The 23,489-nt window shown below is 55.7% G+C and carries 26 protein-coding genes; 14 read left to right on the plus strand and 12 right to left on the minus strand.

Features of this window, described 5'->3' with window-relative positions; genetic code table 11:
• Window positions 1-577: 577 nt before the first annotated feature.
• From ACP9M6_RS06485 to ACP9M6_RS06510, 6 genes are all read left to right on the plus strand, one after another.
• On the plus strand, window positions 578-1,003 hold the full coding sequence (locus tag ACP9M6_RS06485; RefSeq protein ID WP_427454599.1) for an iron-sulfur cluster assembly scaffold protein: 426 nt from the start codon (window positions 578-580) through the stop codon (window positions 1,001-1,003).
• A gap of 44 nt (window positions 1,004-1,047) precedes the next feature.
• On the plus strand, window positions 1,048-2,124 hold the full coding sequence (locus ACP9M6_RS06490; protein WP_427454600.1) for a zinc ribbon domain-containing protein: 1,077 nt from the start codon (window positions 1,048-1,050) through the stop codon (window positions 2,122-2,124).
• Window positions 2,121-2,426 (plus strand): membrane protein insertion efficiency factor YidD, encoded by a 306-nt coding sequence (gene yidD / locus ACP9M6_RS06495; protein WP_427454602.1) that lies wholly within the window; start codon window positions 2,121-2,123, stop codon window positions 2,424-2,426. Before ACP9M6_RS06490 ends, yidD begins: the two co-directional genes overlap by 4 nt.
• 3 nt (window positions 2,427-2,429) lie before the next feature.
• Complete coding sequence (gene thrS, locus ACP9M6_RS06500; RefSeq protein ID WP_427454604.1) at window positions 2,430-4,358, plus strand: threonine--tRNA ligase; 1,929 nt, start codon at window positions 2,430-2,432, stop codon at window positions 4,356-4,358.
• Between the two features lie 9 nt (window positions 4,359-4,367).
• Entirely contained in the window at window positions 4,368-5,612 is a 1,245-nt protein-coding gene (locus ACP9M6_RS06505; RefSeq protein ID WP_427454606.1) for an O-antigen ligase family protein, read from the plus strand.
• Between the two features lie 107 nt (window positions 5,613-5,719).
• Window positions 5,720-6,682: a glycosyltransferase family 2 protein gene (locus tag ACP9M6_RS06510; RefSeq protein ID WP_427454607.1), complete on the plus strand. Its 963-nt coding sequence runs from the start codon at window positions 5,720-5,722 to the stop codon at window positions 6,680-6,682.
• On the opposite strand, the gene ACP9M6_RS06515 is transcribed toward ACP9M6_RS06510, so the two are convergent.
• On the minus strand, window positions 6,651-8,315 hold the full coding sequence (locus ACP9M6_RS06515) for an ArnT family glycosyltransferase (protein ID WP_427454608.1): 1,665 nt from the start codon (window positions 8,313-8,315) through the stop codon (window positions 6,651-6,653). The two genes, ACP9M6_RS06510 and ACP9M6_RS06515, sit on opposite strands and share 32 nt — an antisense overlap.
• Before the next feature lie 82 nt (window positions 8,316-8,397).
• On the opposite strand from ACP9M6_RS06515, the gene ACP9M6_RS06520 reads away from it, so the two are divergent.
• From ACP9M6_RS06520 to ACP9M6_RS06545, 6 genes are all read left to right on the plus strand, one after another.
• The gene (locus ACP9M6_RS06520) at window positions 8,398-9,141 is read left to right on the plus strand and encodes a glycosyltransferase family 2 protein (protein ID WP_427454609.1); all 744 of its coding nucleotides are present in this window, start codon (window positions 8,398-8,400) and stop codon (window positions 9,139-9,141) included.
• A gap of 116 nt (window positions 9,142-9,257) precedes the next feature.
• Window positions 9,258-9,695 (plus strand): hypothetical protein, encoded by a 438-nt coding sequence (locus ACP9M6_RS06525; protein WP_427454610.1) that lies wholly within the window; start codon window positions 9,258-9,260, stop codon window positions 9,693-9,695.
• A 47-nt stretch (window positions 9,696-9,742) separates the two neighbouring features.
• Complete coding sequence (locus ACP9M6_RS06530) at window positions 9,743-11,413, plus strand: EAL domain-containing protein (protein WP_427454611.1); 1,671 nt, start codon at window positions 9,743-9,745, stop codon at window positions 11,411-11,413.
• 28 nt (window positions 11,414-11,441) lie between these two features.
• Entirely contained in the window at window positions 11,442-12,173 is a 732-nt protein-coding gene (locus ACP9M6_RS06535) for a class I SAM-dependent methyltransferase (protein ID WP_427454612.1), read from the plus strand.
• A gap of 4 nt (window positions 12,174-12,177) precedes the next feature.
• Window positions 12,178-12,927 (plus strand): chorismate mutase, encoded by a 750-nt coding sequence (locus ACP9M6_RS06540; RefSeq protein ID WP_427454613.1) that lies wholly within the window; start codon window positions 12,178-12,180, stop codon window positions 12,925-12,927.
• 1 nt (window position 12,928) lies between these two features.
• Complete coding sequence (locus ACP9M6_RS06545; protein WP_427454614.1) at window positions 12,929-13,807, plus strand: prephenate/arogenate dehydrogenase family protein; 879 nt, start codon at window positions 12,929-12,931, stop codon at window positions 13,805-13,807.
• Here ACP9M6_RS06545 and ACP9M6_RS06550 read toward each other — a convergent pair.
• From ACP9M6_RS06550 to ACP9M6_RS06560, 3 genes are read right to left on the minus strand one after another with little or no spacing between them, the layout of a single operon-like run.
• The gene (locus tag ACP9M6_RS06550) at window positions 13,804-14,442 is read right to left on the minus strand and encodes a YdcF family protein (protein ID WP_427454615.1); all 639 of its coding nucleotides are present in this window, start codon (window positions 14,440-14,442) and stop codon (window positions 13,804-13,806) included. The genes ACP9M6_RS06545 and ACP9M6_RS06550 overlap by 4 nt on opposite strands.
• 17 nt (window positions 14,443-14,459) lie before the next feature.
• A complete protein-coding gene (locus ACP9M6_RS06555) occupies window positions 14,460-15,356 on the minus strand; it encodes a cell division protein FtsX (RefSeq protein ID WP_427454616.1) in 897 nt (298 codons plus the stop codon).
• Entirely contained in the window at window positions 15,353-16,036 is a 684-nt protein-coding gene (locus ACP9M6_RS06560) for a cell division ATP-binding protein FtsE (RefSeq protein ID WP_427454617.1), read from the minus strand. The genes ACP9M6_RS06555 and ACP9M6_RS06560 overlap by 4 nt, the downstream gene beginning before the upstream one ends.
• Before the next feature lie 62 nt (window positions 16,037-16,098).
• On the opposite strand from ACP9M6_RS06560, the gene ACP9M6_RS06565 reads away from it, so the two are divergent.
• The gene (locus tag ACP9M6_RS06565) at window positions 16,099-16,812 is read left to right on the plus strand and encodes an MJ0042-type zinc finger domain-containing protein (RefSeq protein WP_427454618.1); all 714 of its coding nucleotides are present in this window, start codon (window positions 16,099-16,101) and stop codon (window positions 16,810-16,812) included.
• Between the two features lie 17 nt (window positions 16,813-16,829).
• On the opposite strand, the gene ACP9M6_RS06570 is transcribed toward ACP9M6_RS06565, so the two are convergent.
• From ACP9M6_RS06570 to ACP9M6_RS06580, 3 genes are read right to left on the minus strand one after another with little or no spacing between them, the layout of a single operon-like run.
• Window positions 16,830-17,246 carry an META domain-containing protein gene (locus tag ACP9M6_RS06570; RefSeq protein WP_427454619.1) on the minus strand — a complete coding sequence of 139 codons (417 nt, stop codon included), beginning with the start codon at window positions 17,244-17,246 and terminating at the stop codon, window positions 16,830-16,832.
• The gene (locus tag ACP9M6_RS06575) at window positions 17,247-17,714 is read right to left on the minus strand and encodes a TIGR02301 family protein (RefSeq protein WP_427454620.1); all 468 of its coding nucleotides are present in this window, start codon (window positions 17,712-17,714) and stop codon (window positions 17,247-17,249) included.
• 9 nt (window positions 17,715-17,723) lie between these two features.
• The gene (locus tag ACP9M6_RS06580) at window positions 17,724-18,143 is read right to left on the minus strand and encodes an NUDIX hydrolase (RefSeq protein ID WP_427454621.1); all 420 of its coding nucleotides are present in this window, start codon (window positions 18,141-18,143) and stop codon (window positions 17,724-17,726) included.
• A 41-nt stretch (window positions 18,144-18,184) separates the two neighbouring features.
• On the opposite strand from ACP9M6_RS06580, the gene ACP9M6_RS06585 reads away from it, so the two are divergent.
• On the plus strand, window positions 18,185-18,889 hold the full coding sequence (locus ACP9M6_RS06585; RefSeq protein ID WP_427454622.1) for an SOS response-associated peptidase: 705 nt from the start codon (window positions 18,185-18,187) through the stop codon (window positions 18,887-18,889).
• Here ACP9M6_RS06585 and ACP9M6_RS06590 read toward each other — a convergent pair.
• The 5 genes from ACP9M6_RS06590 to ACP9M6_RS06610 form a co-directional block, all read right to left on the minus strand.
• Complete coding sequence (locus tag ACP9M6_RS06590; RefSeq protein WP_427454623.1) at window positions 18,886-19,965, minus strand: YihY/virulence factor BrkB family protein; 1,080 nt, start codon at window positions 19,963-19,965, stop codon at window positions 18,886-18,888. The two genes, ACP9M6_RS06585 and ACP9M6_RS06590, sit on opposite strands and share 4 nt — an antisense overlap.
• A gap of 19 nt (window positions 19,966-19,984) precedes the next feature.
• Window positions 19,985-20,770, minus strand: coding sequence for a peroxide stress protein YaaA (yaaA, locus tag ACP9M6_RS06595; protein WP_427454624.1), 786 nt, complete (start codon window positions 20,768-20,770; stop codon window positions 19,985-19,987).
• Between the two features lie 114 nt (window positions 20,771-20,884).
• Window positions 20,885-22,273: an FAD-binding oxidoreductase gene (locus ACP9M6_RS06600; RefSeq protein WP_427454625.1), complete on the minus strand. Its 1,389-nt coding sequence runs from the start codon at window positions 22,271-22,273 to the stop codon at window positions 20,885-20,887.
• Window positions 22,270-22,854 (minus strand): L-threonylcarbamoyladenylate synthase, encoded by a 585-nt coding sequence (locus ACP9M6_RS06605; protein WP_427454626.1) that lies wholly within the window; start codon window positions 22,852-22,854, stop codon window positions 22,270-22,272. Before ACP9M6_RS06605 ends, ACP9M6_RS06600 begins: the two co-directional genes overlap by 4 nt.
• On the minus strand, window positions 22,851-23,456 hold the full coding sequence (locus ACP9M6_RS06610) for a YceI family protein (protein WP_427454627.1): 606 nt from the start codon (window positions 23,454-23,456) through the stop codon (window positions 22,851-22,853). The genes ACP9M6_RS06605 and ACP9M6_RS06610 overlap by 4 nt, the downstream gene beginning before the upstream one ends.
• Between the last annotated feature and the right edge of the window lie 33 nt (window positions 23,457-23,489).

A 23,489-nucleotide genomic window follows, 5' to 3' on the forward strand; every position in this document is an offset into this window, starting at 1 on the left:
AGTGCCTGACCAAACGAATTGTGTTGTAAATACAATACGTAAGGCCCGACCTGCCGGTCGGCTCTCGAACAGTGATAGGCCCGGCCCGCGCGTAACGCCCGTATTTGATCCTGTGGATCAAATGCAGTGTAGCGCTGAACCGCTTTGCGGTTCAGTTCCTCGTCAATCAATAATAATTGATTGTCTTCGTCACCCCACCGTCTTCCGGATCAGAAAGTAACGTCTCACCTGTCCCATATCCGAAAGAGCAAGAGTAAATATGACACAGGTTGGATAAGTGAGGATCATTCTTTTTATAAATAGGGATTGGCAACTAAAATTTGCGCCATAAAACCTAATGTCATCCCGCACGCAACGCAGTGGAGATGCGGGACCTATCGCCTATAAACCCAAGCTAACGTTCTGTAATCGTTAGGCCCCGCATCTGCGCCCATTGGGCTGGTGCGAGGTGACAGTGGTTTGTGGTTTCGGGAATTATTATAGTCGCGAAAGCGAGGATATAGTTCCCCTTAAACGCGGATTGTCACATCTCCGCTCAAACATGGCACTCCACCCTCACACCCCCTATATCCACCTCATGTTCTCGGACCTCTACAATACCGACATCCTCTCGCTCTCGGCGACCTTGGAAAATGCGGCCCTTCCCAACCCTGATGGGACAGCGCGGAAGGTGTCAAAACTTTGCGGGTCATGGTTGGAAATTGATTTAAATGTCGAAGACGGCGTGGTGTCCGACTGCGCCCTGCGCGTACAAGCCTGCGCTTTGGGACAGGCGAGTGCGGCAATCTTGAAAGAGTCAATTATTGGGTCCACGCTCGCGGAGCTAAAAACCGCGCGTGACGGTTTGCAGGCTCTGTTGAAAGCGGGTGGAGAGCCTCCGACGGGACAGTTTGCGAAACTCGCATTGCTTTCCGGCGTCGCCGCATATCCTGCCCGCCATACATCAACTTTATTGGCGTTTGAGGCCGCGGTCGCAGCGTTTGAAGCAGCGCTGGACAGTTAAGTCCTCTTCGCTCTACGCTCTCTCCTATCAAGAGGGGAAATCTCATGGCCAAATCGACACGCCGTCCGCAACAGCTTTATTCCATCGTGATGTGGATCCTATCGGTGATTTTCGCCGGGTTCCTGATTGGTCTGGGTGGACTGGTTATCAAAGATCTGCCGCGCATGGACCGGACGATCATGGTCGAAGACTTTATCGACGCGGATAAGTTACAGGCCCTGCGCGGGGAAGAGCGCCAGTTGGAAAACCAACTTACGCCGCTGCGCCGCGCGTCTGAGGACGCTTTTGAGGCCCAAACCTCTGCGCGTGCGGATTACCGGTCGGCCAAATCTAATTTCGACAATTGGATTTCGACGCGGACCGCCACCGAGAGCGCGGCGACCAATCCCGAAGTCCTGCGACGCACCCGGGAATTGGAAACGCTCGCCGCCCGCAGTCGAACGTCTGAGCGACTTGTTGCCGACGCGCAAACGGCCTTGCGGGAACGGGAGCGGGAGGTCGCCGATATTCGGTCTGATATACAAACGTTGCGAAGTGAGGCGCAGCCGCAATATCGCAGCGCAATCCGATCGCGTGATTTGCGGGTTTTCGGCTTCCGGCTGATGCTAACCCTGCCACTACTCCTCGCAGCGGCATGGATGATTGCGAAGAAACGCGGCAGTGCCTATTGGCCGCTATATCGGGGATTTGTACTCTTTTCCCTGTTCGCGTTTTTCGTCGAACTTGTGCCTTATCTGCCGTCCTATGGCGGCTATGTCCGTTATACAGTCGGGATCATTGCCGTGGCTGTCGCGGGTTATTTCCTGATTAAGCAGATGCGAAAATATCTGGCGCGAAAACAATTGGAGGAGGCACGATCAGAGGCCGAGCGGCGTAAGTCGATTGATTATGAAACGGCGTTGAAAAAGATCGCGGCCAAGACTTGCCCCGGCTGTGATCGGTCCATCGTCACACGGGACGGCGTGAATACGGATTATTGCGTCCATTGCGGTATTCATTTGCAGCGCCAATGCCCGAGCTGCGATACGCGAAATGTGACTTTCTACCGTTACTGCCTTTGTTGCGGGACGGAGAATGAGGAACTGGTGAAACCGAATGCGGTACCACCTACACCTGCATGATCGGTAAAGTCCTCAGCTTGCCCATGCTCGCGCTCTTGGCGCTGTATAAATGGCTCATCTCGCCGACCTTACAGTTTTTCGGTGTGAGATGTCGGCACTACCCCAGTTGTTCGACCTATTCCGTCGAGGCCATCCAGAAACACGGGCCGTGGCAGGGCGGGTGGCTGACACTCGCGCGACTGCAACGATGCCATCCTTGGGGAACCTCTGGGGTTGATAATGTCCCCGAAGAGATTACGACACCTCCCATATGGGCACCCTGGCGCGTAGGGCTGTGGGGCCGCACGAATTCTGACGAGTAGATCATGATTACATTGAAATTTCCCGATGGTGCCGAACGCGACTACGCTCCCGGTACGACGGCCATGGAGGTGGCGAAATCCATTTCCAAAGGTCTGGCGAAACAGGTTCTGGCCGCGAAGCTGGACGGCAAGCTCGTCGATGCGTCTCTGCCGATCAATGATAATGCGAAACTCGAACTCGTCACGGCGAAAGACCCGGAAGGGTTGGAGTTGATCCGCCATGACGCAGCGCATGTTCTGGCCGAGGCCGTGCAGGAATTATTTCCGGGTACGCAGGTCACAATCGGCCCCGTCATTGAGAACGGATTTTATTACGATTTCCACCGGGACGAGCCGTTTAGTGAGGATGACTTCGCCGCCATTGAGAAGAAAATGGCCTTCATCATCAATCGCAATGATAAGTTCGAGCGTCAGGTCATGGCGCGCGATGAGGCAATTGCCCTGTTCAAAGGTCTGGGCGAGCATTTCAAAGTCGAGCTGATCGAAGATCTGCCCGAGGATGAAGTCCTGACCGTCTATAAACAGGGCAAGTGGTTTGACCTCTGTCTCGGCCCGCATCTGCCGAGCACCGGCAAGATCGGCAAGGCATTTAAATTGATGAAGGTCGCGGGCGCTTACTGGCGTGGCGATTCGAACAATCCGCAACTCCAGCGCATTTACGGCACGGCGTGGGCGACACAGGAAGACCTGGACGCGCATTTGAAACAGATTGAAGAAGCCGAAGCCCGCGATCACCGTCGCTTGGGCCGTCAGTTGGAGCTGTTCCATTTCCAAGAGGAAGCGCAAGGGCAGGCCTTCTGGCATCCGAATGGCTGGACGCTCTACACAACGCTTATGGCTTATATGGCGCGGCGTCAGCGCGAATATGGCTATCGCGAAATCAAGACGCCGCAACTCATGGACCGAAAATTCTGGGAAGCGTCGGGCCATTGGGAAAAATATCGCGAGAATATGTTCGTCGCGGAAATTGCGGAGGAGGACAAAGTCCTCTCGCTGAAACCGATGAACTGCCCGTGTCATATTCAGGTCTTTAACCAGGGCCAGAAATCCTATCGCGATCTGCCGGTGCGCTATGCTGAGTTCGGCTCCTGTCACCGTTACGAGCCATCGGGCGCGTTACACGGTCTGATGCGCGTGCGCGGCTTTGTGCAGGATGATGGCCATATTTTCTGTACGCTGGATCAGGTCACGGATGAGGTGAAGGGGTTCACAAACCTTCTGAAGTCCGTCTATGCCGATCTCGGTTTTGATGATGTGAAGGTTAACTTCTCCACCCGTCCAGATACGCGTGTTGGCTCGGATGAGTATTGGGATAAGGCGGAAGATGCGCTGGAAGCGGCGGCGAAAGCCTCCGGTCTTGAAGTTGTCCTGAATGAAGGTGACGGCGCGTTTTACGGCCCGAAATTGGACTTTGTCTTGCGCGACGCGATTGGCCGTGAGTGGCAGGCGGGGACGATCCAACTCGACCCGAATATGCCGGAACGTCTTGATGCCAGCTATATCGGCGATGATGACAAGAAGCATGCACCCGTCATGTTGCACCGTGCCGTTTTAGGTTCATTTGAGCGGTTCCTCGGTATCCTGATTGAAAACTACGCGGGTAAATTCCCACTCTGGCTCTCGCCGGTTCAGGTCGTCATCGCGACGATTACGTCGGACGCGGATGATTATGCTGAAGAGGTCGCGGCCAAAATGCGGGCCACTGGCCTGCGTGTTGAAACCGATATCCGCAATGAGAAGATCAATTATAAAATCCGTGAACTCTCCGCCGATCGGAAGATTCCGGTCATTGCCGTCGTGGGCCGCAAGGAAATGGAGGAGGGTAAACTCGCCATTCGTCGTCTCGGCTCCCGCGATCAGACTATTCTTCCCGTCGACGAGGCGATTGCTGCTTTCACAGACGAAGCCCTCGCGCCGGATTTGAAGCGCTAGGGTTTCGCAGTGGGCGCGGTTCGCAAAGGACTTGATGGCCTGACGCAAGGTTGGCTTTGGATCGGGATGATCCTGACGCCAATCCTGGCCCATGCCGGTGGATTGGGATTCCAAGCCTTTGCGTTTTTCCTCGGCTGTGGTGCGCTTCTGGTTGTCGCAGCCAATTTGAAAGATGCCGTTTATCTCAAAGGCCTCTGGCTCCCATTCTTTCTGGCCTTCACACTCTGGGCTTGGCTCGCTGCATTGTGGAGCCCACATGAGGATTTGCGTCTTTTAGATAACGGGTTGAAACTCTTTCTCTTTGCCCTCGCTCTCATTCTGATGCCGATTGTATTTCTGCGGCTAACTGGGCGTGGACGGGAAAATCTTGGACATGTCTTCATGGCGGGCACAGTTTTGGCCGCGGGATTGTTCTTGTTCGATGTCCTGTCAGGCTATGCGCTCTCGACCTTTGTTGATCCGGTTGAGGTAAGCTCCAATATATATGTCCGACAGGGCGAAGCGGAGCGGTCTTTGGGGCGTGGGTTGATGACCTATACGCATCTCGTCTGGCCAGCTGCAATTCTCATGATCGTCAGCTTTAAGCGCGGTTGGGCTTTGGCGCTGACCGTGCTGGCGGCCTTCGCGGCGGCAGCCATTTTCAACCGTCTGAGCCTCATCATTCCGACATTGGCCGCGACCGCAGTTTTCGTTGCGCTGGCGTGGTATAGACCGCGCCTCGGGATCATGATTGCTTTCGCATTTGCGATTGCGAGCCTTGTTCTTGCCCCGCTCGTCGGTATTTTCGCTGGGATGTTAGATGAGGCCGCCCTTTCCAAACTGCCGCTCTCTTGGGAACACCGTGTGAGGATGTGGGCCTATGTTTGGGAGCGTATTCAGGAGAATTGGCTCCTTGGTAACGGGTTCGATGTCTCGCGCACCTATCAGGAAACATTCAAGGCGCGGGACGGTCGAGACATTGTGATCGTCTCGCTGCATCCGCATAACATTGGTCTACAGCTTTGGCTGGAAGCGGGCTTGGTGGGTGTCTGTCTAGCGGCGGGTTTTCTAATCGCTGCAATCAAACCTATTTTAAATTTTTGCGCCTCTCCTGCTCGGGCCGCCGCGATGAGTGGGTTGGTGATTGCAGCGACGTTAAACGGGGCTCTCACCATCGGAATCTGGCAATATTGGTGGTGGGGCATTATTGCCCTTGGCATGTGTATGGTTGGATTAATCCCGCATGAACAAGATCGCAAAATACCCCGCAGATAAGGGGTTCTCGGCGTTTATCCTTTACATTCAGGCGATTAGACACGTATGTAGCCCCTGAACCGCGGAAAAGTTAATGGCTCGCGGGGGCGCAAGGTGAAGGAGCGAATGTGGCAGATATCGTCGCACTCCCCATAGACTGTTCGGATCAGATTTCATCTGATGCCGCCCGCAAACGACCGATCAGTGTCGTGATGGTCAGCTATATGACCGGTCCTGCCTTGATGGAATCGATCCTCGCCGTCCTGGCAGATCGGGATATTCATGAGCTGATTGTCGTCGATAATGGAAACACAGAACCTTCCCGCGCGCGTCTCTCCGAACTGACAGCGAACCGTCACCGCGTGAGCTTTATTCAAGGCCACGGCAATATCGGATTTGCCCGTGCCTGCAATTACGGGGCGAGGATGGCGACGGGACATTACATATTATTCCTCAATCCTGATGCGATTATCGCGAAAGGCTCTGCGCGCGAACTTGCCAATGCGGGCGATTGCCTGGTGCAGCCTTGGATAACGGGCGGTCTCCTGCGCGATATTGAAGGTAAGGAACAACGCGGTGGTCGCCGCGCCGCCCTGACGCCGACATCCGCTCTTGTTGGGTTCTTGCCGTTTTTGGAAAAACTACCGGGCTTGCGATCGGTTCATCGTGAGGGCGATCCCATGCCCGATGCGCCGATACAAATTGAGACCGTGTCTGGCGCTTGCCTCATGACGGATCGGCCGAGTTTTGATAAAATGGGGGGCTTTGACGAAAGCTATTTCCTCCATGTTGAGGATATCGAAATTTGCCGCCGTGCGCGCCAAATGGGCGGGCAGGTCGGCTTTGTGCCGGGCGCAACCGTCATGCATTATGGCAGCACGTCCAATGTCCCGCGCATCTGGATTGAGGGCGAGAAACTGAAAGGTTTCCTGCGCTATTTCTGGAACTACACGCCGGGTCCGATGTCGAAAATATTGACGGTTCTCGCCGCGCCATTCATGGCGACGGCGATTATGGGGCGTGCCTATATTCTGACGCTGAAAGCGGCTTTGTTCGGCGCTAATCCCCGCAAGGCGCCGCCCGCAAAATAACGAGGGTGACTTCGTCGCCTTTGGAATAATTGAAGCCAGTAACTGGGGGGATAAACTCCGTCACACAAATCTTCTTTGTGCCTTGAGAAAAAACGTCCGCTTGCCGAATTTCGAAATCGTTGCGGTTGACGTCCAGAACAACAAGCCTGTCCCGAGAAAGGTCAGTTTGTCTGGCGGTGACATCAATTTCGCTGCCGACATGGTAGACAAGGCTGGGTTCAGAATAGTGAGGGCTATGAATGTCTTTCGAGGATATATTCGGTGCAAGTGTTTTGATCTCGTTCGCTAGAAATTCCGACGTACGGAAATTGTCAAGTTTTGGCAGGATGTAGCCATAAGCGCCGCCAGACAGGATTAAAGCTGAAAGTAGTACTGAGAAAAATCCAGTTCGAATTTTTCCAAGTAGAACAGCGAAAGCGCCTACAATAGCGATCAGCCCCCCCATTAAGCAAATCGCAAAAGTTAGGGTTTCTCTGTAATATTCACCATATTGCACCTGCACAAAGAGCAAGCCTGCGACCACACCTGCACTGGCCAGAATAAACAGACATCCATTGATAATTCTCGATTTCGCAAAATCTCCCAAGTGGTGCATCGCCAGTATCGCCGCGCCCATCATCAGGCAGAGTGCCGGAAACACGGGCAGGGCGTAATGTGGTAATTTCGTCGGCATAATTTCAATCAGTACCCAAAACGGCACAGCCCATGCGAGGCAATAGCGCATGGCACGGGGGACGGTGCCGCCTCCACCTGACCGCACCGCTTTCACCGCATAGACCAGCCCCGGCAGCAGGAAGAGGCTGGCGGGCCAGAGGGTTAGGGCGATGACGGCCAAATGCGTTCCGGGCGGTGCGCCGTGATTTTCCTGCGCGCTCACGACTTTCCCGCCGAGATCATTGCCGAGGCTCTCAACGAAAAATGCACCGTCCGTCGCGATGAAAATGGCGACGGCCCAGGGTAGCCAGAGCAGGACAAACACAACAATCGCGCCGATATTCAGAAGCGGCTTCGCCCAGCTTAAACTCCGTTCCCAGATGAGGAGGGAGGTCAACGAGAGCACGACCAAAACCAATCCAATCGGGCCTTTGATGATAATGGACAGGCCAAGTCCAATCCAAAAGACCCAAGGCTCCAGCTTCCCAACGCCGTTTCGCAGTCGTCCCAGCGCCGCAAAAACGGCCGTCGTCGACGCGCAGAGCAGGGCGTCCGTCTTAGCAATATGGCCCTCGAAAACGAAAACGAGGGAAACGGCGAGCAGGGCAGACCCGATAAAAGCCGCATCCCGCCCGACCATTTTTAACCCGCCCCAATAGAGGAAGAGAATTGTCATCAGTGCTCCAAAAACAGACGGCAATCGCTGCGCCCAGATCTTGCGCTCCCCGTCTTGCGCAAAGGTCTTGATCATCGCCGTTTGCAGCCAATAGACTCCTGCGGGCTTTTTATTCCGCGCCTCGTCCTGAAAACGGATATTCAGCAGGTCGCCGCTCTCCGCCATTTGCACGCTGGCTTGGGCATATCGCGCCTCATCGCGGTCAATTACGGGCAGGCTCGCGAGGCCCGGCAGGACCATGGCGAGTGTAAGGAGGCTGAGCATGAGAACATGCCAGCGGCGTTTGAGGGATTGCCCGAACATAGAGGTCGCCTAACCCATCGCGCGAGTGGGCAAAAGGTTTTTCACCTTTGATGCGGGCGGCCAGTCATGCGAAAGGCTGCCTATGTTCATTGCTGAAAATACCCTGCCGCAGATCTCGGTCGTCGTGCCCGCCTTTAACGAGGCGGAGAATGTGGAAAATCTCGCGACTGAAATCGCCACGGCCTTGTCTGAGACGCCTTACGAGATGATCTTCATTGATGATGCGTCGACGGACGATACGAAAGCTGTGCTGACGGATATGAAAACGCGCTTTCCGCATTTACGCGTGCTCGCCCATCGCAAGAATTCAGGCCAATCGCGCGGTGTTCGCTCTGGTGTGCTGGCCGCCAAAGCGCCAATCATTGCGACACTCGACAGTGACGGACAGAATGACCCCGCCGATATTCCCGCGCTGTTTGCGCAACTTACCCGCACGGATGCACCTGAGACTCTGGCCATGGTCGGGGGACGGCGCGCCAAACGCATTGATTCTGCCGCGAAGAAAGTTGCCTCGCGTTTCGGGAACGGCGTGCGGAAGAAACTGCTCAAGGACGAAGCGGATGATACAGGTTGCGGGCTGAAAGTTTTCACGCGTGAAGCCTTTCTCCGGCTCCCCTATTTCGATCACATCCACCGCTATATTCCCGCGCTGATGCTCCGCGAGGGCTACGCCATTGAGTTTGCCGACGTAAATCACCGCGCGCGGGAATTTGGCGAGAGCAAATATACGAATTTCGGACGGCTAAAGGTGAGTGTCGCGGATCTGCGCGGCGTCATGTGGCTGAGAACCCGGATGCGGCTGCCGGAGGGCGTGGACGAGGTTTAGGTGGGAGATACCTCTCCCCTTGGAGAAGATTTAATCGCGTTATCCCAATCCTTAATACCTCGTAAACCCTCCACGCGGTAGGACTTAATTAACCTTACCGAATCGAGAGCCGGGCTTTGCGCGTTTTCACAGTCTTTCCCCTGATGATCATCCCTGTGGTGATCTATAACGTGCTTGCGCTCGGCGGCGCGACCCTGTCGACGATTGAGGCCATGCGCCTGCGGCTCGATACAGATGTCTTCGCCATTCCGATGACGAGCGGCGCGACGTGGCACATTACACCGGGTCATGCGCTCATCGGGGCGTCGCTACTTATGCTGTTTTTTGAACTTATAAAATCGACAGGCATAGGACGGGCCGCAGTGATGAATCACGCCTTTTCGCTTGTCCTGTTCATCATCTGCCTCGTGGAGTTCCTGCTCCTTCCGGCCTTCTCGACCTCTGTTTTCTTCCTCATCATGATGATGGCGCTGCTGGACGTCATGGCCGGATTTATGGTCACGATTGCCGCTGCGCGCCGTGATTTTGCGGTGAATGAAGGCTTTGCAGATTGAGATGAGATTTTTGCGCTTCCTTAAACAATATACCCCAAGTTGTGTTCATGTTGAAGCCTGACACATCATTTGAAGCCGCGCCTCAGGACATGGCGCTGACCCTCTTGGGCGCTGTCGCGTTTTCGATCATCGACCGAACAACACTGTCCTTCGGGTCGGATCGACAGGCCGTTGCGGTGCTCGGTCAACCCCTCCAACATCTCCCGCGCAGTTCGGATGGTTGGACCGCGCAGATGGAGCCGGAGGATGTCCGCGCCCGTGATAAAGCCCTCCGCCGCCTCGCATGGAACGGCGCTCAATATCGTCTGACCTATCGATGGCGAACGGTACAGGGCGAATTTGTCTGGATCGAAGAACGCGGTAGCCGTCGCGCAGGCACGGAAGACGGTGTCACACATATTGACGGTGTGTTGACCAATGTCACGGCGCAGCGACGCGAAACGGAACGCGCAGCGTTCCTGTCCACCCATGACGGGTTGACAGAGATCGCGAACCGAAAAACCCTGCATCAATCGCTTAATCATCTCGCGGCTCTGTCGGACCGGCAATCGGGGGAGGGCGCCTTCCTCCGAGTGAGGCTTTTAAACCTTACCGACATCAATGCGGTCTATGGATACGAGACGGGCGACAGATTACTCGTCGAACTGGCCAAACGTCTCTCTGATAATATTCGTATGCCGGATGTTGTCGGCAGAATTTCCGGTCCTGATTTTGGCATCGTGTTTTACGGGGCAAATGATGAGGCCTTCCCGACACTCGCGGAACGGCTCGTGCTCGAATTAGAAGACACACCCGTCGAAACACCGCATGGCGGGCTCTATATGGAGATCGGTGCAGGGTCGACGCGGCTGCGAACGAACGCCCGCTCGGCGGAGGAAGCCTTTGCCCAAACTGCGATTGCCTTGGAAGGTACAAAGCCGTCGCAAGTCCGGTCTTACACACCCGTCATGGGATTGGGCCACGTACCGGGGGCGCGGGAAACGACCTCCGAAGACGTGCTCGACGCGCTGAACCAACGCCGCATCCGTCTCGCCTATCAACCCATAATTGACGCGAAGACGCGGCAACTCCATCATTATGAATGCCTTTTGCGCCTCTGTCGTGAGGATGGAGAGATTGTCAGTGCGGGCCAATTTATCATGGCGTCCGAGCGTCTGGGCCTGGTCCATTTGCTTGATCGTCGCGCATTGGAACTCGCGGCGGAAACGCTGGCCTCTGATCCGGAAGTTCACCTCGCCCTCAACGTGTCCGCTGGGACCGTCAAAAATGCGGAAGCCGCCGCCGGCTATGTCGCGGCGCTCCGGACTCTAGGGCAGGCGGCAGAACGTGTGACGCTGGAACTCACTGAGACTGTGGCGCTGGACGATCCCGCCATGGCGAGCGATTTTTCCAATGAAGTGCGCTCCGTTGGCTGTGACTTCGCGATCGATGATTTCGGCTCGGGCTACACGACTTTCCGGAACCTCATGGCGATCGAGGCGGAGATGATCAAGATTGATGGGACTCTGATAGAAGGCATAGCGTTTGACCCAAATAAACAGACCTTTGTCCGCATGATGGTCGATCTGGCGCAGACCTTCTCAGTTAAAACCGTTGCGGAAATGGTCGATGACCGCGCGGATGCGGATATGCTCTGCCGTTTGGGTGTGGACTATCTGCAGGGCTTTATGTTCGGCGTGCCCAGTGCCGCTGCCGCGTGGCAAAAGCGGGCTGGCTAAGTTCCCTTTCGACGTTTAAACGTCAATCATGCGCGAGACGGCGACACGTTTGGAGACTTTCTACGCCACCTCTTTGGGCTTGGCCGCGCGGGATATGGCGGCGCGGCGGCTCTCAACGCTTTGGCCAGATTTATCAGGAAAGAACGTCCTCGGCTTTGGCTACGCTTGGCCCTATCTCAATGCCTATGAGACCACTGCGAACCGCGTTGTCCTCGCTATGCCGGAGGGGCAAGGCGCGATCGCCCATCCCGGAAAGCGGGGTATTGCGACGGTGCTCTGCGAGGGGCAAGCGCTCCCATTCTCAGACGCAAGTTTCGATAATATTCTGGCTATCCATGCGCTCGAAGAATCGGAAACCTCGAAAGCCACACTCGCGGAGCTCTACCGCGTGCTGCGCCCCGAAGGCCGCATTGTCGTGATCGCGTCCAACCGTGCGGGCATGTGGGCGCGGGCCGAGAGTCTGCCCTTTGGCGCAGGACGGCCCTATTCCCGTCGCCAGTTGAAAGCTGCGCTGAGCGTAGCAGGATTTCAGCCCACGGTCGGCTCCAACGCACTCTACATTCCGCCCGTCAAAATGCTCGCCCGCCCAAAGCTCGTGACCGGTATGGAACGGTTCGGGGAGACGGTCTGGCCCGGTTTTTCCGGACTTGTCCTTGTCGAAGCGATTAAGCGCCTTTACGTCACGCCGGATAATGGTCATGCGGAAAAAGTCGCCCGACCGAAATTCGCAGGCTCACCCGTGATGAACAGGACCAAATGAGATAATGTCTAACGAGATACCCGACATAGAAGTCATCCGGCGCGAGATTGACCGTGTGGATAATGCGTTGCTCGACCTGATCGCGGAGCGTCTCGAACTCTCCGCACAGGTCCGCAAGGCAAAGTCCGGCATGCGCGTTTGGCGACCCTCGCGGGAGGACAGCCATGTCCGCCAACTTGCCGCCGAAGCGCGCTCGACCTCCGCCTCATTGGTCTCCACCATTTGGGCCGAACTCATGAGCGCCAGTCTCGCGGCGCAGGGGCCGATGCGTTTGCATGTCGCGCTGGAAGGGGACGTGCTATCTAATTGGTCGCTCGTGCGTGACCGTTTCGGCGCGGCGCTTTCGATAAAAACCTATCCCACGACGAGCGCGGCACTGGCCGGATGTTATGCCGAGGATGAGGGCGTTGCGGTCCTCCCATCGCCTGCGCCACCGCCCGGTGGTATGGTCAGCTGGTGGACAGCCCTCGGCCCCGGCGGCGCAATGGAAGGGATGCACATTCTGGCCGGACTTCCCCGCACGGGTCGGGATGATTGGCCCCAAGCCGTGGCGGTTGCGACGGCGGATATTCTACCCTCCGGTGCGGACCAGACATTGATCTGCGCGACGGGCGACGCGGATGTTCCAGCAGGCGCCAAATTGCGGGCACAATCAGGAGCTTTTTCGCTTTACAGCCTCGACGGTTATCACGCGATAGAGCCGATCAAAACGATGCGCGTCATTGGTGTTTTACCGCGCCCAATAGGACAATAAGATGAGCTTCGACACACTTCTTATCGTGGGCGGCGGCCTGATCGGCTCCTCCATAGCGCGCGCTGCGCGCGTCAAAGGACAGGCGAAAACCATATTCATCGCTGACACGTCTGAGCCCGCGTGCAAAGCCATCACAAAGCTGGGCATTGCAGACGGCGTGGCGGACGGTCCGGCGGATCATTTCGCGGCGCAAGCGGATTTGGTCATTCTCTGCACGCCGTCAGCGCGTCTTTCGACAACAGCTATGGCCTTAATGCCGTCTCTCAAGTCGGGTGCAATATTAACGGATGTTGGTTCTGTGAAGGGCCATTTGGTTAAAGCTCTGACGGGGCGCGTGCGGGAGGATGTGCATTTCATTCCCGGTCACCCCATTGCGGGCACGGAAAATTCCGGTCCTGAGTCGGGCTTTGCAGAACTGTTTGAAGACCGTTGGTGCGTCCTCACTCCGCCTGCCGGAACGGACAATACAGCCACGCAAAAACTGACGGATTTTTGGGAAGCCCTCGGTAGCGATGTCGAGATTATGGACCCCAAACGGCATGACATGGTCATGGCGACGACCTCTCACCTGCCGCATTTAATTGCTTACACATTGGTGGGTACAGCCATTGATATGGAAACGGTCACACGGAAAGAAGTCGTTAAATTCTCCGCCGGTGGATTTCGCGATTTCACACGTATCGCGGCCTCTGACCCCGTCATGTGGCGCGATGTTTTCCTAACAAATAAACAGGCGACGCTGGAAGTTGTGGACCGGTTTATCGAGGATTTGACCGCCCTGAAACGTGCCATTCGTTGGGACGACGGCGATACATTGCTGGATAGTTTTGCGAAGACTCGCGATATTCGGCGACGCATTTTGGATGCGGATAAGGACTAACCTACCGGTTTCATTTCTAACTCCGGTGTGTCCCGTTCGCCGCTTCGGCCCCGCGCATAGGTCAGCAGTAATTTCGAATATTCCTGAGCCAGCCGTTTCGTCCGGTCCCAGGATTTATACCATTTCCGCGCATCCGCCCGCTCCACGGGATAGGGGGTAATCCGAATACGTCCTGCTGCGCCCGCAATTTCGGCTTGGGCGCGGGGCATGTGGTAGGCGGAGGTCACGAGGATGATGTGATCATAACCAAGCGCGCCCGCCCAGACGGCCGTTTCGCGGGCATTGCCGATTGTATCTTTCGCGGCGTAATCCAGATCGAGACAGCAATCCGTGAGGTCTTGCGATAAGCCCGATAATTCGCGAATGGCGGCGATATCATTACTCTCATTGACACCTGAAATCAGCAGCCGCTCGCCTTTTTTCTGCGCGAGCAACTCCGCACCCGCCTGCAAACGCCCGCCGCCCTTGCCCGTCCAGACGACGATTCCGTCAGCGGAGGACAGCGTGGCGGGCGGTTTTATACCGTCCACATGATGGGCAAAAGAGAGGAAACCGCCGAGTAAAAGTGAGAGCGACCCGATCAGCAGGAAAAGGAAAAACTTCGCCCAACCCCGCCGCTTTGACGGCTTTTCCAAAGTATCGACCCGACGTCTCACAGGCGTTTGCGCTCATAGGCGAGCTGGCGACTGGCGGTCAGTCCGGCGGCCATGGCGCAGATGATCGCAAAGACGAGCCCAAGACCGATCAGCCAGACGAAGTCCAGTAACCCCGCGCTAAATCCTGTCCAACCTAGGCCACCCCAATCCCCCGTCATAGACAGAACCAGCCAGATAATGGCCGAGCCGACAAGGCCGATTGCAGCCCCGACCGCGCCGCGAGTTGCCGCCTGTCCGACAAAGAGTTTGGCGATAAAACTATCCGTCGCCCCAACTTGAACGAGGACGCGTATAATCTCTTTCTGCGCCGTCATCCCCGCCCGCGTCGCGAAAATATTCACGGCGAGTCCGGCTGTTAAAATCAAAATCAAAACCCCGATCCCGATTGCGACGAGGCGTCGGGCCGTGCCGCGCAAATTATCGGCATAGCGGGAATTATCATCGACATTGGCGGAAATATTCGCGCCGTCCAAAGCTGTTTGAACGCGGCTGGCCGACAGCGTCTCTCCGGTAATTTCGATCAAGCCCGGCACGGGTAAATCTTCCGGCAAAACCGTATTGCCCAGCCAGGGCTGCAACAGGGCGTGGGACTCGGATTGCGGAACAATCGCGATATCCGCTCCGGGGAGTGTGCCGGAAAGGACATCCCGCGCCGTGCGGGTTCGGTCCTCCCACTCCGATTGACTCTCCAACAGGACTTGCACGGTCAGCGTTCCGGAAAGCTGCGTTTGCCAATCGCCGGAAAGACGCATCGCGCCGCGCGCAAAGAGAAGCGCGAACCCCGCCAGTAATGCCATGATAATCAACACGACCCAGAGCGCGCGCGTATTCTTGACGCGGTCCGGTAGGAGCGGGGCTTCCCCGCCAATGAATGCTGAAGTCACCGTATTCATTCGGGTTTCCCCTTAAACACACGTCCATCCTCAATCCGCAAAACCCGCGCATCCAACTCGTCGATCAGATGCGTGTCATGCGTCGCGATCAGGACCGTTGCGCCCATGCGGTTCATTTCCGAGAACAGCCGCAGCAGGCGGCGACCAATGACGGGATCCACATTCCCCGTCGGTTCATCTGCAATCAAAAGATCCGGCTTGGCAATCACGGCCCGTGCAATCGCGGCACGTTGCTTCTCCCCGCCCGAGAGGGTCGACGGAAAGGCCTGCATCCGGTGACCGAGCCCGACCCATTGCAGTAATTCGACGACATCATCATTGTAACTGGCCCGCGATTGTCCGGACACGCGCAGGGGCAGGGCGACATTCTCGTAAACACTCAGATGCTCAATAAGGTGAAAGTCCTGCAAGACAACGCCGATGCGTCGCTTGATCGCTTGACGTTCCGCATAGGACAGGCCGGAGCTGTCGCGACCAAACATGCGGATGAGGCCGCGTGACGGAATCAGCGAGAGATAGCAGAGTTTGAGCAGGGTCGATTTCCCCGCGCCCGACGGACCCGTCAGAAAGGTGAAACTCCCCTGTGGCAGGTCAAGCGTTGCATCGGTCAGAACTTCCGGCCCGCGCCCATAGCGCAGCGCGACCCGTTCAAAATTGACGAGGTCCGGGAGGTTTGACATTGGGGCCGTTTGTGGCACGAGTGCATGTTCCTTTGGCTGAATCGCGAAACGTTTGAAACTCTATGATACTGACCTGTCCCGAATGTTCCACTCGTTATATCGCGAAAGAGGGGTCAATTGGCCCGAATGGTAGGACGGTGCGCTGTGCCAAATGCGAAACAACTTGGTTTGCGGCGGCAGAGACGGTTGATCCGGATGCGCTGGCGCTTGAGGATAACCAAACCGTTTTGATTGAGCCTGAAATCGAAATCACGCCCGACCCGCAGGCGGAGTTGGCTTTTGGTGACGTCGCCCCTGCTGGGGCTCATATTGCTCTACGGGACCGTGCTGATGCAGAAAAGCTGAAGCGCCGCAAACGGGTCATCTTCCTGATCTGGGCGGTCACGATTGCTATCCTTATCGCGGCGGCGATCCTCGCCTTTGTCAAACGGCAGGACATCGTGAACCGCACACCGATTGCCGCAAGTGTCTATCAAAGTCTCGGCATTCCCGTGAAACAGGGTGGTTTGGATATCGCATCACCCGAAACGGAAACGCTTTTAGTTGAGGGTGAGCCCGTGCTCTTCGTGAAAACATCCATTAAAAACCTAACGGGTGACACAAAACTCGCCTCTTATCTCGGCTTCCGCCTGCATAACCGCAGCGGGGAAGCCGTTGCGGAATGGTATGTTGAAACGGGCACAATCGCAGCGGGCGATGTCAAAACCGTTGAAACCAGATATCCAAACCCGCCTATTGACGGCGTGCAATTGAGTTATGGATTCGCGGAAGAGTAGACTGATACCCTCCTAGACTAATCCCAATCGCGCCGTTTTAACTCCATAAGAATATTGTCCTCCGCCCCGTAAAGGGTCAGCGATTTATGTGTGGCTTCGGCGCGACGTGTGTCTTGGAGGTTTTTCATAAAGGCGGCTTCGTCTTCCATACCGGTGGCGCACATTTTCTTCGTACTAGCCAGGGCGCCAATCGTGAGTTTTGGGCCGTCCTGCGTATATTGACCGAAGAAATTATTGCAGCCTCCGTTTCCGGCAATGTCGCCGCCTGCTTTAAATGCCACGAATTGCTCTGTCGCACCGGGGGTGAGCGGGCTCCATTCGCTGCCTTCCAACGTCGCCAATGGACGGGATTTTCTGACCTCCGTCACCGCTTTTGTACAGCCTGCGAGGACCAATGCGCCCACGGCAAGGGGGATGAGGAATTGTACAGCCATTTACTGCTCCCGGTATGGATCGCCGAGCATTGAGGCGATGTGACGCCCATTTTCAGCCAAGGCCGCAACATCGACGGAGACTTGATTGGAACAGGCGTCGTGACGTTCCTGTTCCTTATAATACCCGGCATTAAAGGCGCGGACGAGTTGACGTTTGCGTTCGTCATCGCCATCCGATTCGATGTCCATCATATTGGTGGCATAGTCGCGCCATTTCTGATCATTTGGACCGAAACAAAGCGTCCGCAGATAATGAATTTGGCCGAGATTTTTAGATAGGGCTTCGACGAGGCTGGTCATTGTGACCATGTCTTCTTCGACGCGGAGCTCGGCCGCTTCACGGGCTTTCGCAGCGGCGGCGCGCTTTTCACGTTCCGTCAACGGCTTCTCCGCGCTGGCATCCTGCGCATAAGCGGGCGCGGCGAGTAAGGCCAAACCCATCGCGAGATATGCAAACCACTGTTTCACAGGTTCAATTTACGCAGCCTGTCCGGAAAACAAAGCCATTTTCGCATAACCCTCGCGAATAACCCGCACAGTTTCCGGCCACATGCCGAGCGCGTCAATCTCACTCAGCGGGACAAAGCGAGCCTGAGCCGCGTCATCTCCGGCCCGCGGTTCACCACCAGTCCACCGCGCGAGATAGTCATGTAGGCGGTACTGGAAGCCTTCAAAATCCGCATTCAGGACTGTGATTTTTGTCAGCAGTTCAGCCGTGACATCCGTCTCCTCGGACAGTTCACGCAATGAAGCCTCGGCTTCCGTTTCGCCCGGTTCTATCCGCCCGCCGGGAATGGACCACTCGCCCTTTCGCGGGGCGGTGCCGCGTTGGATCAACAGGACAGAATCTTCCTTGATACAGACAACGCCCACACAATTTTTTCGTACAATACTCATCCTCAATTCCCTTACGCGCTCTTGCCGCTTATAGCGACCCCATGTGCGGACGTTACACATTAGCGGGGAACTTGGCCGAAATTGCGGCCCGCTTTGGGGCGAAAAAAAGCTCGGAAGGGCTTTGGGATTGGGAGCCGAAATATAATATCGCACCCGCCACTGTCGTGCCCGTCATCGCTTTGAACGGCGCGGGAGAGCGGGCCGTTGTCCCCATGCGCTGGGGCCTGCACCCGTCTTGGCGAAAGGAACCGCCGGAGGGACGTCCGATGTTTAATGCGCGGGTGGAGACGGCGAAGGACAAGCCGAGTTTCCGCACGCCTTATAAGAGACGTCGCGCCCTGATCCCGACAACCGGATGGTATGAATGGGAACGCATTGAGATGCCAAACGGAAAAGAGGTTAAGCAACCGCATTTCATTTTTGAGGATTCGGACAAGGTCGGCGAAGAGATTTTCGCGATGGCCGGATTATGGGACCATTGGCGCGTGGATGAGGGGATAGAGCTGCTCTCCTGCACGATCCTGACGACAGCCGCGACGGGTGATATCAAACACCTACATCACCGGATGCCGGTGCGATTGCCCGAGGAGAACTGGGATAACTGGCTGGACGCCAATGCTAACCCTGACCTTATTTTAGAGACGAAATTAGGCGCAAGAGACCTTGGTCATTATGAGATTGGCGCCGCCGTTGGAAATGCGCGTAATGACAATCCTGACTTGGTGCGTCCAGCCGTAAATGTTTAATTTGTTGTAGACGTGCCGTCAGCTGTTGGACCGGGAACTTGCGGTGGTGTGGCGACGGTCATATCGGTACCTTCGGGGCCTTCCGGATTTGAAACTTCGATCATCGCATCCTTGCGGCGTGTGAGTTTCGCAACGAAATCGGCCATGACCGCGCCCCGTGAGCCGAGCGGTCGGGCCGGTCCCCGCGTTGTGTCGACAATGGTTTGACGTTCAAGTTCAGAATTTAATTGCGCGCCGACAATAATAACAGTCGCCGTAAGCCAGAGCCAAACGAGGAGAATAATGACGGAGGCAATGCCGCCAAACGTCTCGTTATAATTCCCGAAATACTGCACGAATTTGGAAAAGCCGTAACTCATGATCATCCAACTGATCATGGCAAAGACAATGCCGGGATAAATCCAGCGTTTGCGGGCCGGACGTCGGGACGGGCCAAAGCGGTACATAACCCCACACGCAAAACAGAACACGATTATGAGCAGGATCCATGGCAGCACGCGTGCCGTGACATCCTCAATCCCGTTTAAACGCAGAAAGGCGAGCGCGGTAGGAATGCCGATAATGACAAAGAGTGAGAGCCAGACAAAGACGAGACTGCCCAGCGTCATCAAGGCCGCATAGAGATAGAAGATCAGAATATTTCGCGACTCGACCTCTTCATAGGCGACATTCATCGCCCGCATCATCGCACGGATTCCGGCACCGGCGGCAAAGAAGGCCAGCAGGATTGAAATTATAATGCCGAGGCTGATACTGCTGCGATCCGCATTTAAAACACTCGAAATTTGGTCTTCGATAATTTTATAAGCTTCGCCCGGCATGAGTGAGGCAACCGTTTGTGTAATACCGTCCACATTCCCGGGATTGGCAAAATAGGAAAAAATTGAAAGTGCCGCAGAAATGAGCGGAAAGACGGCAAGCAGGGAAAAAAATGCGACACCCGCCGCGATAACGGTGACATTGTCATATTGAGACGCGAAAAATGTGCGTTTGATAACCGCCCACCAATCGGTGAGCGTATATTTCAACGGGCTGTCAGCTTTCGTCTGCTCGAAATTCGACAGGTTATCTTTCAAAATATTGGCTCTCTTATTCTTAACTCTTCTTTGGAGGCTGTGGCCTTGCGAAGATTAGCGTGTCTGCGTCTGAACGCTTGGGATCAAACTTATACCCTTCCAAGTCAAAGTCTTTCAGGCCTTCGGCACGGTCCACGCGGTTTTGCACGATCCAACGCGTCATCAGGCCCCGTCCAAATTTCGTGTAATATTGGATGGGACGGGATTTGCCGTCCTTCTCTTCCATGAATTTGGCAGAGATAATCGGGGCATTTAAGGCTTTCGTATTTGCGGCCTTGAAATATTCGTTGGAGGCCAGATTGACGATCGTACCGTCTTCATGCTCCGCGAGTTCCGCATTCAGGGACGGGGCGAGCGTGTCTTTCCAAAAGGCGTAGAGGTTCTTGCCGCGATCATTCTCAAACTTCGTCCCCATCTCCAAACGGTAGGGTTGGATGAGGTCCATCGGGCGGAGAATGCCATAGAGGCCGGAGAGGATTCGTACGCGGTCTTGCGCATATTCCAAATCATCGTCAGACAATGTTTTTGCCTCTAATCCCCAATATACATCGCCGTCAAAGGCAAGACCTGCGGATTTGGCCGAGTTGGATTTACCATCCAAATTAAAGGCTTGGAACCGCTCCGCGTTTAAATTGGCGAGATTGTCCGAAATATGCATCAAGGCTTTAAGATCGGCGGGTGTTTTTGTTTTGGCGAGCTTTGCCAGCTCGCGCGTGTCCGCCTCAAAACGCGGACGGGTTTTGGGGACATCGGTCTCGGCCGGGTCCATATTCATTTTCTTGGCAGGGGAAAGTAAGGTCAGCATAGTGGCCTCCTCATGAGATCGACAGCGGGATGCCGTCTGTATCCGTGGGTTGGTTGAGAGATATAACTAGGAAGGATGACTCAATATTGCGAGTCTCAATTGTTCACAGTTTTGTCAGACCATAACCCGCGGGTTCATGATCCTGTCCGGGTCCAGAGCCTCTTTGACGGCGCGGAGTAGTTTCATCTTCACGGGTGAGGCGCGCTCCGCCAGGTCCTCGCGTTTCATGATTCCGATCCCGTGTTCGGCGGAAATCGACCCGCCCAGCGCGTCGACAATATCGAAGATGGGTTGGCTGAGCGCGTCCCAATTTTTCAGGAAGGCCTCACGGTCCGCGTCCTCCGGCTGGGCGATATTGTAGTGAATGTTTCCGTCACCAAAATGCCCAAACCCTACGGGACGGCAGCCGGGGACGACGCGTTGCATGGCGGCGTCGGCTTGTTTGAAAAATTCCGGAATGCAGTCAATTGGCACAGTAATATCGTGTTTAATTGACCCGCCAAGAAATTTCTGACCCGCCGACATATGTTCACGGATGGAGAGAATATCCGCGGCCTGTGTTTCATTTTGCGAGATGACGGCATCTTGGACGTGGCCGTCCTCAAAGGCTTTGCCAATGACCCGTTCCGCAACCGCCATGCCGTCTTCGGGGCTTTCGACTTCCCAATCACAAAGAAGGTACCACGCATGTTGATCTGCAAAAGGATCGCGGACCATATCGAAATTATCGACGACGGCGCGATAGCCAATAGACGGCATAACCTCGAACATGGCGAGGCGCCCGCCCGCGCGGAAATCTTCGAGTAGGGACACTGCTGTCGCCGCGCTATCGAGGCCGAGCAGGGCGCGTTGCACATAGCCGGGCTTAGGGAAAAGCTTCAGCGTCGCCGCCGTGATAATGCCGAGCGTCCCTTCCGCGCCGAGGAAGAGACGGTTCAGGTCATAACCTGTATTATCCTTACGAAGGCTGGTCAGTCCGTTGAAAATCGACCCATCCGCCAATACGGCTTCGACGCCAAAGACCAATTCTTTTGTGGTTCCATATTTTAGAACATGGTTCCCGCCCGCATTGGTCGAGAGGACCCCGCCAATCGTGCAACTGCCCTGACTGGACAGTGTAAGGGGGAATTTGCGGCTCGCCTCATCCGCCGCGTCTAATACGGATTGCAGCGTTGCGCCGGCTTCGACGGTCATCGCGTTTGCAGTTGTGTTGATGTCGCGAATGGCGTTCATTTTCTTGAGGCTGAGGAGGACTTCGCCCTGCGGTGTATTCCCGCCGACGAGTCCGGTATTCCCGCCCTGTGGCATAATTGCGAGCTTATGCGCAGCGCAGATTTTGACGGCACTGGCGACTTCTTCTGTCATACGCGGGGTCAGCATGAGCGGCGTTGTGCCGAAATATTTATCCCGCCATTCGCGCAGATGCGGATCGATAAGGTCCATATCCTGCGTCCACGCACCGTCCGGCAGGGCGGCTTTCAGGGCTTCGATGCCTGCACTCATGAGTTTATCTCTGTGACGGCGAGGGTGCCTTGGCGAAGAATTTTGAAGTCAGCCCCCATAACCGAAACGATTGTCGATGGGGCCCCTGAGAGCGGAGTATCGGACATCAGTGCGCCATCTAATTCCCCATCAAATTCAGCCATAGCGCTCTCGTAATTGACACAATCCGGTTGTCCTGAGCGATTGGCACTCGTCAGGGCGAGAGGGCCGTTTAAACTCTCGCGCCATGCTGCTTCGGGACAGCGTAGGGCAATCGTGACATCTTGCCCGCGCCCTGAAAGACAGCGTGGGTCCAAGACTATTTCAGGGCGGGCTTTGACCACAAGTGTCAAGCTGCCAGGCCAATGCCGGATGGCGAGTTCCCGCGCCGCTTCATCCAAGAGGCCGAGTGTTTCAGCCTCGGCCAAATCCTTGACGCAAACGGCGAGGGGCTTCTCGAAATCACGCCCCTTAACCGCGTAGATTTTATCCACGGCAGCCGTGTCGGCGGCCACACAGGCGAGGCCGTAAACGGTTTCCGTCGGCAGCAATAAGACACCGCCGGAACTTAGCGTTTCATTGATATCCGCATAGTCCGTCATTGCGCTTCGTTAAATTCTGTTTCTATCCGCAGCGTGATTTCATCGCCAATATTGGCGAGCGTGATGAGATAATCCATCCCCCAATCCGAGCGGTTAAATGTCCCCGTCGCGGAGAAACCCAATGTCTTCCCGGGATTGCCGAAACTCTTGCCTGCCCCATTATAGATCACGTCCAATGTCACGGGCTTGGTGACGCCGCGCAGGGTCAAATTACCTGTGACAGTACCCGTCGTCGCTGTTTCCTGAGTGGATGAGGTCACGGCAAATCTAATATCCGGATAGGTGTCCGCGTCGAAATAATTGCCGGATGTGGCGAGGGTCTCGTCCCAGTCCGGGTCACCTGTTGAGACACTCATCGGGTCGATGCGAATGTCCATCTTACTGGCTGTCGGCCTGTCAGGATTAAAATCTAAGGTTCCCGTCACATCATCAAACCGCGCCGTGTAAAAGGACAGGCCCGCATGAGAGAGCGACCACGTGACGGATGTGTGGCTCGGGTCCAATACATATTGCCCGGCAGGCGCTTGCGCGACATCCAGGACAGGCGGCGTGGCACAGGCCGTGAGGGCGAGGGCGGTAAAGCTGACGAAAATGTGTTTCATGGCGTATATCCTTCTGGTCCTATTTAGGGGGTT

It is taken from the genome of Litorimonas sp. WD9-15, assembly GCF_050271975.1.
Classification (GTDB): Bacteria; Pseudomonadota; Alphaproteobacteria; order Caulobacterales; family Maricaulaceae; genus Litorimonas.